This is a genomic window from Marinobacter sp. S0848L (assembly GCF_023016065.1).
Classification (GTDB): Bacteria; Pseudomonadota; Gammaproteobacteria; order Pseudomonadales; family Oleiphilaceae; genus Marinobacter.
Genome location: NZ_JALKAQ010000002.1, coordinates 1 through 13,629, shown reverse-complemented (window position 1 = coordinate 13,629; position 13,629 = coordinate 1). Strand labels below are relative to the sequence as shown.

Sequence of the window (13,629 nt, the reverse complement as noted above, 5' to 3'; positions counted from 1 at the left end):
GAACAATTGGAGAATTACAGGGTAACACGTACTATCGGATATGATGCATCGAACAAACTCAACTAGGTAGCCTGCCGATCCATGACAGACGAAACCACCAAAACAAAAGCCATTGACGCCCCCGAAGTAGCTGCTTGGTGGGCCGAACGCCGCCAATATCTGGAGCGCATACGCAAAGTCCCCGAGATTCGCCATAAGTTTTGGCGCGAAGTCGGTGTATACCTTCTGAGGCGCTTACTCTGGTCTTACGGCTTTTTCCCGGTGTTTATCGCGTTTTGGCTCCCCTTCGTAATGGCCAGCTTCAATCCTGTGGTGCTGGCCACAGATATAATCCCAGTCCTGCAAAGTTTTATCGACTCCAACCCCGAGGAACAAGCCACCACCATCAGCACGCTGCTGATTGCCTGGTTCTCGATTGGCAGCTTTTTCCTGGTATTCGATTTCGTGTTGACTCCGTTCCGGTCGCCCTACCAATATGAAGCGGATGTATACATGAAGTCATGGGAACAGCTCAATCATGACCAGTTACCGGACAAAATGTGATTTGGCCTGCATTCTGACCAACTTCAGACACTTTCTGTTACATAACGTAGCGGACAGTGGTTAAGATGATTCCATAATAAAAGTATCCAGGAAGTTGGGATAAGAGGTTCAACCATGGTCGATTTCAGACCGCTGATGTTCGTCAATGCGCTTGCGCTGATGTTACTTGTAACAGCGGGCTTTGCCTCAGTGCAAAAGGGTCCGGTACTGGAAGGTAGCGGAAAGCCATCCGTCGCCATACAGCAACCAAAGGTGGATTCTTTACCACCGCCAGCCGCAGCTCCCAAGAAACCACCAGCGCAGCCAACCCCCGTCACTCAGCCGCCGGAACCCTCCATCACGGCCGAAGCGTTCGAAGTTGAACCACTTCCTGACAGCCTTGAAACAGTCGCGTTCGCAGAGCCGTCTGTATTGCCAACCCAAACTGAAATCGCTCCACCAGCCAAAAAACAGAAGCCAGCTACAACCGGAAAATTGGTGCTTCGTTCTAACGTTGTGGGCGACCAAGTCACGATCAATGGCAATAACTACGGAGCTACCCGGCTTGATTTAGAACTGGACCCCGGCCGCTACGACATCAGCATCCAAAAGCCGGGGCATAAACCGTGGGAGAAAACGATTGCACTGAAAGCTGGCCAGGAACTGACCTTGGTCGGGCAGCTTGAGCAATACACCACGGTCAATTTTGCCAACGGCCGCTGGGTGGGTGGCATAAAAACCGGAGACGGCAGCTGGGTCGATGAAACTGGTCTACGCTATGAGGGCCATTTCATAAATGGTCTGTTTGATGGCTCAGGCACAGCGTGGTACCCAGACGGCAGCCGCTATGACGGCGACTGGAAAAAGGGCCAGCAACATGGTGAAGGCCAGTGGCGTGGTGCCGATAACGCTCAATACACCGGCCGCTTTGAACGCAACGAATTTCATGGCCAGGGCACACTGACCAAAGCCAATGGCGACATACTCACGGGTAACTGGGCGCAAGGCAAAATGCAGGGGCCGGGCTCTCTGACCACCGCAGACGGCCTCTTGTATGTCGGCACCTTCCGGAATGGCGAATTTCATGGCGAGGGAACATTGACCTACCCGGATGGCCGCTCCTACGAGGGTCAGTTCTCGAACGGCAGCTTCCACGGCCAAGGCTCGGAAATCTTTGCCGACGGCAAAAAATACGATGGCCAATATATGGAAGGCAAATTTCATGGCGCAGGACTGCTACGCAATCCCAATGGTAGCTCCATTGAAGCGACTTTCCGCCACGGCGAACCCTATGGAAAGGTACGCCTGACGACAGCGGCCGGCGAAGTGTTCACCGCCCGCACCACTGAGCCCGGCGTGTGCTATCGGGACAAAAGCTATCGGGCAACGCAATGCCCGCAACTGGAAGGCTGGTAGTAAACCCCCGGTCGCCACACCAACGAGTTTGCAGTAACAGGTTGAGGTAGTGAGATGGCAATCAAAAATGCTTTGCTGGTTGACGATTCCAAGGTTGCCAGGTTCGCCCTGAGCAAAATCCTTGAGAGTCGAGACATGGACGTAAACATGGCAAGCTCTGCCGAGGAAGCTCTGGATTTCCTGAGTAAAAACACAGCGCCGGACGTGATCTTCATGGACCACTTGATGCCGGGCATGAGCGGCGTCGAAGCTGCAAAGGCGATCAAGAGCAATCCCGACACCGCCGGCATCCCGATCATCATGTGCACATCGAAGAAGTCCTCTTCGTTCACGGATGAAGCGAAGAACTTCGGTATATACAGCATTCTTACCAAGCCCCCCCAAAGCGAGGGGCTGACCATTATGCTGGAGCAACTGGCAACGGACATTGAACGCGGCACGCTGCCCATGCCAGAAAGCCTCTCATCGCCGGCCGAAGACGATGAAGATGCCATCACACTACCCACAACCAGTGCAGCGGGAAGCACCAACGGTGCAGCTGACGCAAGCTCTGTGCCTTTAACCGCAGATCTGATCGAGCAAATTTCACGATCCGCCGTAAAGACCCACATAAACAATCGCTTGCACGAGCTGCTCAATGACATGTTTGACGAGCAATACGTGCACGTAAAACGGGCATTCGAAGACAACGAGAAGAAACAAGAAGCGCGGATTGAAGAGCACCTGAACACGTTGACGGCGCTGGTGGACGAACGCACCAAAAACCTTCGCGACGAAGTGGCCGCCGAAATCAACATGAACCTGAGTCGTGAGCTGGCGATCTCGCGTAAGGAAATGGCGAAAAACTCGGGGTTCACCGCCGAGCACATGGCCGAGCTGAAAGACCACATCACCAGCGTACAAACGATTGATACCGAGTTCTGGCAAACCCTTCAGTCAGAAGCCGTTCAGCAAGCCCACGAAATTTCCCGTGAAACGGCCGAAGACATTGCCCAGCGCACCATCGATCTTTACGTCGCCCAGCAAAAATCCGCTCACTCCCGCATTTACACGCTCGGCCTGGCTGTCAGTTTGGGCATTTTCAGCGTTGGAATTGCGTGGCTTTCGGGCTTATTCGGCTAACGCCCGCTTTATTCGTTGCCAGTGCGCGGGAGTGTCTACATCCAGCTCCACTCCCGCAATCTGCACCGGATTAGCCTCGACCTGATTCAGCACACGCCCTGCCCCCGCATCCCCCTTCAAGCTGAGCACGTCAGACCACAGCCGGCGGGGAATCCAGGCCGGCACACCCACACGTAAGCCATAATCCGCTGCCCACACTTCCTCAGGTGCCCGCAGAACGCCTTGGCGAAGCCGAAAAAGCCCCTGCTCGCTCAGTAACGGCTGATCACCAACCAGCACATAGACACCTCGCGCCCTTGGGCTCAAGGAATTGATTCCTGCAGCCAAAGAGGCCGACATGCCCTGCTGCCAATCAGCACAGTAGATCCAGCGAGAAGGCGGCTGCCTGGTTCGGTACCGAATCAAAGGATAGCGCGCACCGACAACCACCGAGACGCTATCCGATAACACCCTCGCCTGGCCGATCGCATGCCCTAGCAACGTACCTTGGCCAGGGACATTAAGGATTTGCTTGGCTCGCCCCATGCGCGCACTCCGGCCCGCCGCCAACACCAATGCCGGAAACTGCTGATCGAGCTGCGAGCTGTTCGTGGCTATGATGCGACCTCCTGTTAGACGCTCTCATTTGAAAACTGCTGATGAGAACGATTTTTGCTAGAATCACGCCACCATGCAACCAATATAGTCAGGCCATTCATGAACCATCTTTTCGTCGACAACCTCACCGTGATTGACTTCGCATACCTGGACCCGGCACGAGGGCTGGTAGGCGAAAGCTGGATTGCCGACGTGGTCCTCGGCGGCGAACTCGATGACCAAGGCATGGTCTTTGACTTCAGCAATGTGAAACGCACCATAAAGCGCGTTATTGACGAACGAGTTGATCACCGGCTGGTCATCCCCAGAGGCTACGAAGGCCTGCACTGGCATGAAGATCAGCCACACACCTTTCGCTGGGATCTGACAGACGGTAGCCACATAATCCACACCTCACCGGATGAAGCCGTTGTCTGGCTATCCTCCGAGCGCGTGGAGAGGCTTGCTGTAGCAGCCTTGCTGGAAAAAGAGCTAAAAGCCGTTCTGCCCGGCAACGTCACCACCGTTGAGATCAATCTTCGGGAAGACGTCATCGAAGGTGCGTACTACCACTATGTGCATGGCCTGAAGAAACATCTCGGCAACTGTCAGCGCATCGCACACGGACACCGCTCCCCCATCCGCATTGACCGCAACGGCCAGCGCGACACCGAACTGGAGAAGCGCTGGGCCAAGCTGTGGGAAGACATCTACGTAGGCACCGAAGAAGACGTTACCCGGCGCTTTGTAGGCGACGATGGCCAGCATTACATCAGCTTCGAGTACGAAGCCAATCAGGGCGAGTTTGCCCTTACCCTGCCAGAGAGCCGCGTTTACATGCTGGAGACAGACACCACTGTCGAGTTGATTGCGGCCCACATGGCAGACGTGCTGAAAGCAGAATTTGCTGACGACGAGATTCGCGTGAAGGCTTACGAGGGGGTTGGTAAGGGGGCCATCTCGGTTCGCTGACATTTGGCTTCGGAGTATGGGGGCAGACCCGTGGGGCCTGACCCCGAATCCATTTTCCTTCAGACACAAAAAAACCGCCCGAAGGCGGTTTTTTTGATGGCTTCCCGGTGGACTAAACCGTGAAGCCGTATTGGCGTCCCCTAGGGGGTTCGAACCCCTGTTGCCGCCGTGAAAGGGCGGAGTCCTAGGCCACTAGACGAAGGGGACTAGAAATTGGTGGAGCCAGGCGGGATCGAACCGCCGACCTCAACACTGCCAGTGTTGCGCTCTCCCAGCTGAGCTATGGCCCCTCAACGGATGCGTATATTAAGGATCCGCCCCTAGGCCGTCAACACCCAAATCCTCTTTTTTTAAAGTTTTTTCGACTTCCTTGTCGCCATCGTTCAATTAACAAACAAACCGCTTATCAAACGTCCAAAGCGGCGTATTCTTTCTCGACTTTCTTGGTTTCTTTCTTGGAAAAACCACCTAAAACATCCAACGCACTGCGCAAACGAGCGCGAGTCATGTCCGGACCCAATACCGCCATTGAATCCATCACCGACCAGGAATTCGGTGTTCCGGCAATCGCGACGAAAATTGGGAACATAAAATCCCCCATCTTCAAATCCATCGCCTTCACCAGCGCTTTGATGTCGGCAAAGATCGTGTCCTTGCTCCAATGGCGCTGAGCTTCCAAACGCCAGAGGGTAAACTGCAACACACGCTTCACCTGCGCTTCTTCCAGCTTCTTATGCTCGAAGTCTTCCGGCTTCAAGTCCAGCATACCGCTGAACATGAACTGAGCCATCGGGGCGACATCCGAAAACACCTCTGCCCTGCCCTTGATGTGCGGCACCAGAGCCTTGAGCGCATCTTCGTTGAACCACCAGTCGCGCAGGCGGGCCATAAACTGATCGTCGCTCAGGTCGTCACGAACCCACTGGCCGTTCAACCAACGCAACTTCTCAACATCAAATACCGGTCCACCCAGCGACACACGCTGGATATCGAAGTTTTCAATCATCTCGTCCAGAGAAAACTTCTCTCGCTCGTCCGGCATGGACCAACCCATACGGCCCAGGTAGTTGGTCACCGCTTCCGGCATGAAGCCCATGCGCTCATAGAAGTTGATGCTGGTGGGGTTCTTGCGCTTGGACAGCTTGCTCTTGTCCGGGTTACGCAGCAGCGGCAAGTGGCACAGCTCCGGCATATCCCAGCCAAAGTACTCGTACAGCAATTTGTGCTTAGGCGCAGAGTTGATCCACTCTTCACCCCGAAGTACGTGGGTGATTTCCATCAGATGGTCATCCACCACGTTGGCTAAGTGATACGTAGGCATACCATCCGACTTCAACAGAATCTGGCAATCCACCTGCGCCCAGTCAATCTCGATGGTGCCCCGGAGCATGTCCTGAATTTCGCACACACCTTCATCAGGCACCTTCATACGAATCACATAGGACTCACCCGCGTCCAGACGACGCTTAACTTCTTCCTGAGGCAGCTCAAGATCACCCTTGATCCCCGGGTTCTGGCCGTTCGCTTTACGTTCTTCACGAATAGCGTCCAATTCTTCCGGAGTACGGAAGCAGTAAAAAGCATGACCTGCGGTAACCAGATCTTCAGCGTACTGGGCGTACATGTGCTTACGCTCAGACTGACGATAGGGGCCGTGAGGGCCGCCCACATCGGGACCTTCATCCCAATTCAGGCCCAACCAGCGCAGAGCCTTGAGAATGTCCTGTTCAGATTCAGCCGTACTGCGCACCTGATCGGTATCTTCAATCCGCAAAATAAACTGGCCACCGTGCTGGCGCGCAAAGCACAGGTTGAACAAGGCCACGTAGGCGGTACCAACGTGAGGGTCACCCGTGGGCGACGGAGCAATTCGAGTACGTACTGTCATGAAACCATCCTGAAAATAAGTGGCCGATAAATAAGTTAGGCATTATAACGGGCCTGCCCCGGTTTCGCATGATTCGGTTTTACGAACCTCCTAGTTGATGTTATATTATAACGTATCAACCGAATTCCAGGATCCTACCATGAGTTTCAGCAAAACCACCCTTGCCCTGGGCTTGGCCGCCTTGGTTTCCACCACCCCGGTATCCGCCACCAACATTGTCACCTCCATAAAACCCATTGAACTTGTCGTCAAAGCGATTGCCGGGGATGACATGAACGTATCTACCATCGTGCCTCCCGGCTCCAGCCCACACAATTACAGCATGAAGCCGTCGCAGCGCCGGGCACTGGAACAAGCCGATGCAATTTTCCGGGTGGGGCCAGACATGGAAACTTTCTTAAACCGTCTGCTTGGTGGCGAGGAGTTCGCGGGCAAAGTGGTAGCCTTCACGGAGGCCAGCTCAGAAGAAACGGAAGCGCACCATGAGCATGATCACCACCATCACAATCACGGTGAAGGTGAAGATCCGCACCTATGGGTCGATCCGCGCATGGCGCTCGATATGGCAAGGACCGTTCACGCCAAGCTCAGCACGCTCGACGGCATCAACACCGCGGAACTGGATGCCAATTTGGAACGCTTTGAACAACGTCTTAACGCGACCGAACAACGCATCAAAGCAAGTTTGGGCCAACTCGATGGCACCAGTCTATTCGCTTACCACAGCGCGCTGGAGCGGTTTTCCGAACACTATGACCTCGATCTGGCCGGCGTACTCACTCTCAACCCGGAACTGTCGCCCGGAGCCCGGCACATTGCAGACGTGCAAAATAAACTGCGCGCATCCAACCAACCCTGCCTGCTGACAGAACCACAATTTAACCGCCAGTGGTGGCGCTCTATCACGGAAGGCCTGAACGTAACCGTCAGCACCTGGGACCCATTGGCGACTGACATTGCATCAACCGCCAATGGCTACATCGAATTTCAGCAATCCATTGCTGACGCGGTACTCGAATGCCTACCAAAGTAAGCTGAGCATCAGCGGGATAGACACCATCGCCAGCAACGTCTGCCCGCTGATAATTCCCGCCATCAAGGGTGCATCACCACCCAGTTGGCGCGCCAGAATATAGGCAGAAGTGGCGGTCGGAAGAGTGGCGAGCAGCACCGCCACTTGCACCAGCAATCCGCTCAGTCCCAACATCCAGGCCAATCCAACCGCCATCATCGGAAACACAAGCAGTTTCAAAGCGGACGACACCAAAAACGGTGCAGACGCACCACGCAACGCGCTCAGCTGCAAACCGGCACCAACCGTCATCAAGCCCATGGGCAAGGCCAGATTACTTAGCGGCTCCAGCGTGCCCGCCAGCAGTGGATGAAAACCAATTTCGAAGAAGCTCCACAACACCCCCAACACCGAACCCACAATCAGTGGATTGGTAACAATTGCGCGCAAGACCTGCTTCACGCTGACTTTGTCTTGGCCGGCCACCAGAGAAAACATAAGAATGCATAACAGGTTCAGCAACGGCACCATGATGGCAACGGCGATGGCGGTAAGAGACAACCCGTCGTCGCCCAACAGCATTCCGCCAGCGGCCAGCCCCACGTAGGAGTTAAAGCGAATCGCCCCCTGATAAACAGACGAGAAGACCGGCCCACTCCATCGCCAGAACAACTGCACCACAACCAACGCCAGGGTCATAACCAGCAGCATGGCAACGATCAGCATTGCGGTATCTGCGTAGGCCGACACGGGAAGCCGTGCCTGCCCCAATTTAAACACCAGCATAGCCGGGAAAAGAATGTAGTAGGTGAAGCGCTCAGCTTGGGGCCAGAAGTCCCCGCCGGGGAAATTAATCCGCCTGAGTACATGCCCCAACATGATCAAAACAAACACCGGCACCAGCGCCTGAACAACTACCTGCATGCTATAGACCTTATAACCGTTGCCATTTTGTCCCCCGAGGGTTAGATTCAGGGTACTGCTTTCCAAAACGGCGTAATGTGAACAACGTGAACACCACGATTTACGGCATTCAAACACCAATCATCGCACTGCGGTCTTCCTTCGAGAACACCGGCAGGGCTGTTGTACGCCTCTGATTTCGCTGAATCCACACTCACTTCCCTCCGGATTCAGCGCTTAAACCACACTTGTTTTTAAAAAGACTTTTCAGGAGATTCCTATGGCTGAATTACCTTCAATCGTAGTAGCAGAAGAAGATTACAACCGCTTGAGCACACTGATTGAGCGCATGGCTGGGCAGTCCGTTGTGATAGACGGCCTGGAAGACGAACTTAGCCGCGCAGACTTAAAGCCTCTGAGCGAAATGCCGGAAGGCGTGGTTACCATGAACTCGATTATCCGCTTCGTGGACGAAGACGCCAATAAAGAGCACGAGATGAGGCTGGTGTACCCGCACGAAGTGGGTGAAAGCGAAAACAACGTCTCCATTCTTGCTCCGGCCGGTGCTGCCATGCTGGGCTTGAGTATTGGCGACAGCATCGAATGGCCCATGGCGGGTCGCAAACCGATTCACCTGAAGGTGGTTAGCGTCACCCGCAGCGCATAATCACAAAAAAGCCGCGTCAGGCTCAAACCCGGCGCGGCTTTTTAATGCGGCATTCAGTCTTCGATGAACACCAGACTCTCTTCAGATCCCGCCGCTTCCAAACGCCCCATCGGCTGAAGCTCCAAGCCTTGCTCACGGGCTGCTGCTTCGAATGCTTCGCGACTACTTTCCGCCACACTCACCATCAATCCGCCGCTGGTTTGCGGATCACAGAACAACAGCTTGTCTGCCTCGGTCATACCGGAAATAGCCTTGCCGAACGCCGCCGCATTACGGTGCGTACCACCCGGAATGCAATCGGCATCAATGTAAGGCTGCAAGTTCGGCAATGTCGGAATAGCTTTACGGCTAACCGCGGCCTTCACGCCACTACCGCGGCAAATCTCCAGCAAGTGACCCGCTAGCCCGAAACCGGTGACATCAGTCATGGCACTGACGCCTTCGATCTGGGAGAACACCTCACCCACCTTGTTCAGGGTAGACATGTTTTCAACTGCAACCGTCAAATCGTCAGGCGACACCTTACCCTTCTTCGACGCACTGGTCAGAATACCCACACCCAACGGCTTGGTCAGATACAGAAGATCACCCGCTTTGGCGGTATCGTTGCGGATAATGCGTTCGACATTCACCGTACCGGTAACCGCCAACCCGAAGATTGGCTCCGGGGAATCAATACTATGACCACCCGCCAACGCAATGCCCGCCTCGGCACACACCGCACGACCACCATCAATCACCTTGGCGGCAACTTCCGGTTCCAGCTCGTTTACCGGCCACCCCAGAATCGCAATCGCCATCACCGGCTTACCGCCCATGGCATACACATCGCTGATCGCATTCGCCGCTGCAATACGCCCGAAATCGAACGGATCATCTACCACCGGCATGAAGAAATCTGTGGTACTGATAACGCCCACACCGTTGCCGATATCTGCAACCGCTGCATCGTCCCGGCTGTCGTTGCCTACCAACAATTTCGGGTCATGAAAATCCGGCATGTCCGTGTGAAGAATTCGGTCAAGAACGTCTGGAGCAATCTTGCAGCCACAGCCAGCACCATGGCTGAACTCGGTCAATTTGATAGACAAGGTTTCTTCCTTCTACGCGTTACGGAGTGTGCTTGGGTTTTTGCTAGTATACCCAGAGCCCATAAGTTTACAGCTCAGTACACTCTGCAGCCACCACATAGGAACGTCAATGAGCAATCCAGCCAGCAAGCCAGATCAACACGGCCCTGCCACTCGCATCATCCACAACCGGCGCCATCAGGACAGCTTTGGCAGTCCCTACTCACCGATTTACAACACCACGACCTACCGGTTCAATAACACCGCTGCTTTGCTCGATATGATTGAAGGCCGACGTGAAGGCTGCTTATACACGCGATGGGGCACCAACCCCAGCATTCAAGAGCTGGAACAGGGTTTAGCGGGACTGGAACAAGCTGAAGCTGCACTTGCGTTTGCCTCTGGCATGGCCGCAATCTCCGCAACCTTACTTACCCACGGGCGCAACGGCATTGTTTGTGTCGGTGACCTTTATGGCGGTACTCAGGCTTTTTTAATCGACCAGTGCCAGGCTCTGGGCATTCCGGTGACCTTCCTGTTTCGAGAAGAACAGCACCAGCTGGCCGATCACCTGAAACAGCCCGGAAAACTGGTGTATTTCGAAACACCCGCCAACCCCAATATGGCGATTCTGGATATTCATGCCATCGCTGAAACCGCCCACAAACACGGTGCGTTGGTTGCTGTAGACAACACTTTTGCCAGCCCGATCAATCAAAAACCGCTGGGGCTTGGTGCCGATTTGGTACTGCACAGCGCCAGCAAATACCTGGGCGGGCACAGCGACATTACCGCGGGTGCACTGATGACCTCTGCCGAGCTCGCAAAACCGGTAGGCACCTGGCGCAAAAATCTGGGCCAGCTCATTGCTCCGGAAACCGCCGCCCTGCTCTCACGAAGCCTGCGCACGCTGCCCGTCAGAATCCGCCAGCACAATGAAAATGCAATGGCTGTGGCCCAGGCCATGGAAGCCCACCCTAAAGTGACCCACGTGTTCTACCCGGGGTTGCCATCATTCGAAGGCCATGACTTGGCCAACAAACAAATGACCGGCTTTGGCGGCATGCTCAGCATTGAAGTGGAAGGCGGCCAAGCAGCGGCAGCGCGGGTTGCCGACAGCCTCAAAGTGTTTCTGCTTGCAACCAGCCTCGGCGGCGTTGAAAGCCTGGTCAGCCAACCCAGCGCCACCAGCCACCACGGCCTCAGCCGCGAAGAGCGCCTCAAACGCGGAATCGGCGATGGCATGCTGCGCCTGTCGGTTGGACTGGAAGATACTGCTGACCTGATTGCAGACCTGACACAAGCGCTAGGATAGAAGTTTGTGGCGGCTTCCTTTTAATAAAGGGGAAGTCGCACTACATTATAAATAGCCTGATTGCTAACCCACGCAAACCAGTAAAGTCGACCCTTCACAGGACTCGAGGGGGCACCATGATCCACGGAAGAAAATACGTTCTCGCATGGATACTGATGACCCTGTGCATCACATCCAATAGCCACAGTACCGAGCACCCCGAACATATCCGTATCGCAGCCATCATCGATGTGCCTATCACCGCTGCAACCGCACACCTCATGCAACACGCCTATCAGCGCTTGGGCGTAAACATGAAAACCCTCGACACGCCTTCTCGCCGTGCCCTGATGATGGCCGACAAAGGATTACTGGATGGCGATTTATTCCGTATCGCGCAAGTAGCCTTCGACTACCCGAATCTTATTCGAGTTGATTACCCCTTACTGTACGGCGAGTTACGTGCGGTCGTTCGCCCGGGTGATGCCGACGTGTTAAACCGCGCCAGCGCTAAACCAAAAACCGCCGTGGTTCGACTGGGGGTCATCATTGCCGAAAAAACCGCTAAAGCCATGGGCCTGAAACCCATCCGGGCCAACAGCTACGAACAAGCTCGCACACTGCTGGAATCTGGCCGGGTAGATATGGCCTTAGTATCCGACATCGAAGGTTTTGGTCCACTTGCACTCGAGAGCTGGCAGGCATTTGAAGTACTTCCGAAACCCGTTGCAACCTATAAGCTTTATCACTACCTCAACCAAAGCCATGCACGATTGGCCCAAGCGCTGCCCAAAATCCTCAAGGATATTGAAACAAACGGTACTAGAACCAAAATTTTCAGCAACTACCGCAACAAACAAGAAAAATGGTACGACGAGTATTCAGCTGATACCACCAATGCTCATTCTGCACCGAATAACTCGCAATCGCTGCGAAACCACCTGCTATACTTTTTGTAGCCCTACTGACCAGCCCAATCTGTCTTTCCGGGACAGCCGATCGAGCTAAATAAGTGACGCAGCCATGCTCACCTTCAAAAGCTATTACGCTTGGATTCTGGCCGCATTTATATGCGCCCCTGCCGGCTCGATTGCCGAACAGTTCGATCGGCTCCAAATCACAGCAATTTATGATGAGCCAACAACAGCCGTAGGTTCTGCAATACTCAAAGAGGCCTATCAACGATTAGGCGTAGATGTTTCAATACTGATCACACCATCACGCAGAGCCTTGATGATGGCCGATACCGGGCTGGCAGACGGCGACCTATTCCGGATTAAACGCGTGGCCGAACTGTTCCCGAATCTTGTGCGCGTTGACCACGCGTTATTTCATGGCACCTTACAAGCGGTTGTTCGCAAAAACGACGAACATTTACTGGCCCTGCCCCCGGAACGCTCACGTGCCGTAGCCGTTCGCCGCGGCATTATCATCTCCGAATTGACGGCCCAAAACATGGGTATGATGCCGGTGTACGCCAATAGCAATGAACAAGCGCTTAGTCTGCTTGAATCGAAACGGGTGGACGTTGCTTTGTTTACCTTTGTTGCCCAGTTTTCACCACTAAAACCCGAAGAGCTGGCAAACTTCCATATTATTACAGAGGCGCTGGAGGCTTTTGACCTTTACCATTATTTGAACCGGCGCCATTGGAAATTAGCGCAGATACTGCCAGAGGTTCTTAAGCAAATTGAAGACGAAGGTATCAAGGACGAGATTTTGGAGGGTTTTCGGGCGCGAACGCAGAATAAGTAGATACCTCAACTTACTAACTTCATTTATAACAAGGAACGGCGATCATGCTACTGCCAGTTTTGCCGCCTGCTGCCACATAAAATGTGGCATAGGTGTGCGCAGCTTCCATGTGATGCTCATGGGCTGAGAACCCGTGTGAGACAAATAGCTAACCTCACCGTAGTTAACGTAACCTTCAGTTCGACCATATTGGTCTTTTACTTGTTCTCTTACAAACAGAAATATTCGCTGTTTGGTCTCGCGATGATGAAGATAGCGTTTCCCCAACCCTTTATCAGGCCGAGAGGCATTCTGAGATTGCCAATGAAAAAGTCCTTCATTGATCGCGTAATCGCGAGGTAATCCCCCCGAAAAACAGCGGTGTTTAAAAGTAGAATTTTCCGTAAGCTACACGCAGGGAGATTCTGCATGAAGAAGTCACGTTTTTCCGAC

14 protein-coding genes and 2 tRNA genes are annotated in these 13,629 nt (G+C 54.1%); 9 read left to right on the top strand and 7 right to left on the bottom strand.

Annotation, left to right across the window (positions count from 1 at the left end; translation table 11 throughout):
• The first annotated feature begins 81 nt into the window (after positions 1-81).
• The 3 genes from MWU64_RS03150 to MWU64_RS03140 all read left to right on the top strand — a co-directional run bounded on the left by MWU64_RS03150 (position 82) and on the right by MWU64_RS03140 (position 3,060).
• Positions 82-543 carry a hypothetical protein gene (locus MWU64_RS03150; RefSeq protein ID WP_247060852.1) on the top strand — a complete coding sequence of 154 codons (462 nt, stop codon included), beginning with the start codon at positions 82-84 and terminating at the stop codon, positions 541-543.
• A 114-nt stretch (positions 544-657) separates the two neighbouring features.
• Positions 658-1,938, top strand: coding sequence for a PEGA domain-containing protein (locus tag MWU64_RS03145; RefSeq protein ID WP_247060850.1), 1,281 nt, complete (start codon positions 658-660; stop codon positions 1,936-1,938).
• Between the two features lie 54 nt (positions 1,939-1,992).
• Complete coding sequence (locus MWU64_RS03140; RefSeq protein WP_247060848.1) at positions 1,993-3,060, top strand: response regulator; 1,068 nt, start codon at positions 1,993-1,995, stop codon at positions 3,058-3,060.
• Here MWU64_RS03140 and MWU64_RS03135 read toward each other — a convergent pair.
• On the bottom strand, positions 3,049-3,657 hold the full coding sequence (locus MWU64_RS03135) for a nucleotidyltransferase family protein (RefSeq protein ID WP_348645544.1): 609 nt from the start codon (positions 3,655-3,657) through the stop codon (positions 3,049-3,051). The genes MWU64_RS03140 and MWU64_RS03135 overlap by 12 nt on opposite strands.
• A gap of 99 nt (positions 3,658-3,756) precedes the next feature.
• On the opposite strand from MWU64_RS03135, the gene MWU64_RS03130 reads away from it, so the two are divergent.
• Entirely contained in the window at positions 3,757-4,608 is an 852-nt protein-coding gene (locus tag MWU64_RS03130; RefSeq protein WP_247060844.1) for a 6-carboxytetrahydropterin synthase, read from the top strand.
• Positions 4,609-4,739: 131 nt separating this feature from the next.
• On the opposite strand, the gene MWU64_RS03125 is transcribed toward MWU64_RS03130, so the two are convergent.
• From MWU64_RS03125 to gltX, 3 genes are all read right to left on the bottom strand, one after another.
• A tRNA-Glu gene (locus MWU64_RS03125) sits at positions 4,740-4,815 on the bottom strand.
• 7 nt (positions 4,816-4,822) lie between these two features.
• Positions 4,823-4,898: transfer RNA gene (locus MWU64_RS03120), tRNA-Ala, on the bottom strand.
• Between the two features lie 116 nt (positions 4,899-5,014).
• Positions 5,015-6,496 (bottom strand): glutamate--tRNA ligase, encoded by a 1,482-nt coding sequence (gene gltX / locus MWU64_RS03115; RefSeq protein WP_247060842.1) that lies wholly within the window; start codon positions 6,494-6,496, stop codon positions 5,015-5,017.
• 139 nt (positions 6,497-6,635) lie between these two features.
• Between gltX and MWU64_RS03110 the strand changes: the two genes are divergently transcribed.
• Positions 6,636-7,529 (top strand): zinc ABC transporter substrate-binding protein, encoded by an 894-nt coding sequence (locus MWU64_RS03110; protein ID WP_247060840.1) that lies wholly within the window; start codon positions 6,636-6,638, stop codon positions 7,527-7,529.
• Here the strand turns inward: MWU64_RS03110 and MWU64_RS03105 are convergent.
• Entirely contained in the window at positions 7,518-8,432 is a 915-nt protein-coding gene (locus MWU64_RS03105) for an AEC family transporter (RefSeq protein ID WP_247060831.1), read from the bottom strand. The two genes, MWU64_RS03110 and MWU64_RS03105, sit on opposite strands and share 12 nt — an antisense overlap.
• A 259-nt stretch (positions 8,433-8,691) precedes the next feature.
• Between MWU64_RS03105 and rnk the strand changes: the two genes are divergently transcribed.
• Positions 8,692-9,078 carry a nucleoside diphosphate kinase regulator gene (rnk, locus tag MWU64_RS03100; RefSeq protein WP_247060829.1) on the top strand — a complete coding sequence of 129 codons (387 nt, stop codon included), beginning with the start codon at positions 8,692-8,694 and terminating at the stop codon, positions 9,076-9,078.
• Positions 9,079-9,131: 53 nt separating this feature from the next.
• On the opposite strand, the gene selD is transcribed toward rnk, so the two are convergent.
• A complete protein-coding gene (gene selD / locus MWU64_RS03095; RefSeq protein WP_247060819.1) occupies positions 9,132-10,169 on the bottom strand; it encodes a selenide, water dikinase SelD in 1,038 nt (345 codons plus the stop codon).
• Positions 10,170-10,278: 109 nt separating this feature from the next.
• Here selD and MWU64_RS03090 point away from each other — a divergent pair, with 109 nt between their 5' ends.
• The 3 genes from MWU64_RS03090 (at position 10,279) to MWU64_RS03080 (ending at position 13,197) form a co-directional block, all read left to right on the top strand.
• Positions 10,279-11,463 carry an aminotransferase class I/II-fold pyridoxal phosphate-dependent enzyme gene (locus tag MWU64_RS03090; RefSeq protein ID WP_247060809.1) on the top strand — a complete coding sequence of 395 codons (1,185 nt, stop codon included), beginning with the start codon at positions 10,279-10,281 and terminating at the stop codon, positions 11,461-11,463.
• A gap of 116 nt (positions 11,464-11,579) precedes the next feature.
• Entirely contained in the window at positions 11,580-12,401 is an 822-nt protein-coding gene (locus MWU64_RS03085) for a transporter substrate-binding domain-containing protein (protein WP_247060800.1), read from the top strand.
• 64 nt (positions 12,402-12,465) lie between these two features.
• A complete protein-coding gene (locus MWU64_RS03080; protein ID WP_247060798.1) occupies positions 12,466-13,197 on the top strand; it encodes a transporter substrate-binding domain-containing protein in 732 nt (243 codons plus the stop codon).
• 42 nt (positions 13,198-13,239) lie between these two features.
• Here MWU64_RS03080 and MWU64_RS03075 read toward each other — a convergent pair whose 3' ends face one another.
• The gene (locus MWU64_RS03075) at positions 13,240-13,521 is read right to left on the bottom strand and encodes a DUF3427 domain-containing protein (RefSeq protein ID WP_247062009.1); all 282 of its coding nucleotides are present in this window, start codon (positions 13,519-13,521) and stop codon (positions 13,240-13,242) included.
• Positions 13,522-13,629: the final 108 nt, after the last annotated feature.

What these genes read in the sequence shown, in the direction of transcription:
- MWU64_RS03150 (WP_247060852.1), top strand. Translation starts at nt 82, where the DNA reads ATGACAGACGAAACCACCAAAACAAAAGCCATTGACGCCCCCGAAGTA.
- MWU64_RS03145 (WP_247060850.1), top strand. Translation starts at nt 658, where the DNA reads ATGGTCGATTTCAGACCGCTGATGTTCGTCAATGCGCTTGCGCTGATG.
- MWU64_RS03140 (WP_247060848.1), top strand. Translation starts at nt 1,993, where the DNA reads ATGGCAATCAAAAATGCTTTGCTGGTTGACGATTCCAAGGTTGCCAGG.
- MWU64_RS03130 (WP_247060844.1), top strand. Translation starts at nt 3,757, where the DNA reads ATGAACCATCTTTTCGTCGACAACCTCACCGTGATTGACTTCGCATAC.
- gltX (WP_247060842.1), bottom strand. Translation starts at nt 6,496, where the DNA reads ATGACAGTACGTACTCGAATTGCTCCGTCGCCCACGGGTGACCCTCAC.
- MWU64_RS03110 (WP_247060840.1), top strand. Translation starts at nt 6,636, where the DNA reads ATGAGTTTCAGCAAAACCACCCTTGCCCTGGGCTTGGCCGCCTTGGTT.
- MWU64_RS03105 (WP_247060831.1), bottom strand. Translation starts at nt 8,432, where the DNA reads ATGCAGGTAGTTGTTCAGGCGCTGGTGCCGGTGTTTGTTTTGATCATG.
- rnk (WP_247060829.1), top strand. Translation starts at nt 8,692, where the DNA reads ATGGCTGAATTACCTTCAATCGTAGTAGCAGAAGAAGATTACAACCGC.
- MWU64_RS03090 (WP_247060809.1), top strand. Translation starts at nt 10,279, where the DNA reads ATGAGCAATCCAGCCAGCAAGCCAGATCAACACGGCCCTGCCACTCGC.
- MWU64_RS03085 (WP_247060800.1), top strand. Translation starts at nt 11,580, where the DNA reads ATGATCCACGGAAGAAAATACGTTCTCGCATGGATACTGATGACCCTG.
- MWU64_RS03080 (WP_247060798.1), top strand. Translation starts at nt 12,466, where the DNA reads ATGCTCACCTTCAAAAGCTATTACGCTTGGATTCTGGCCGCATTTATA.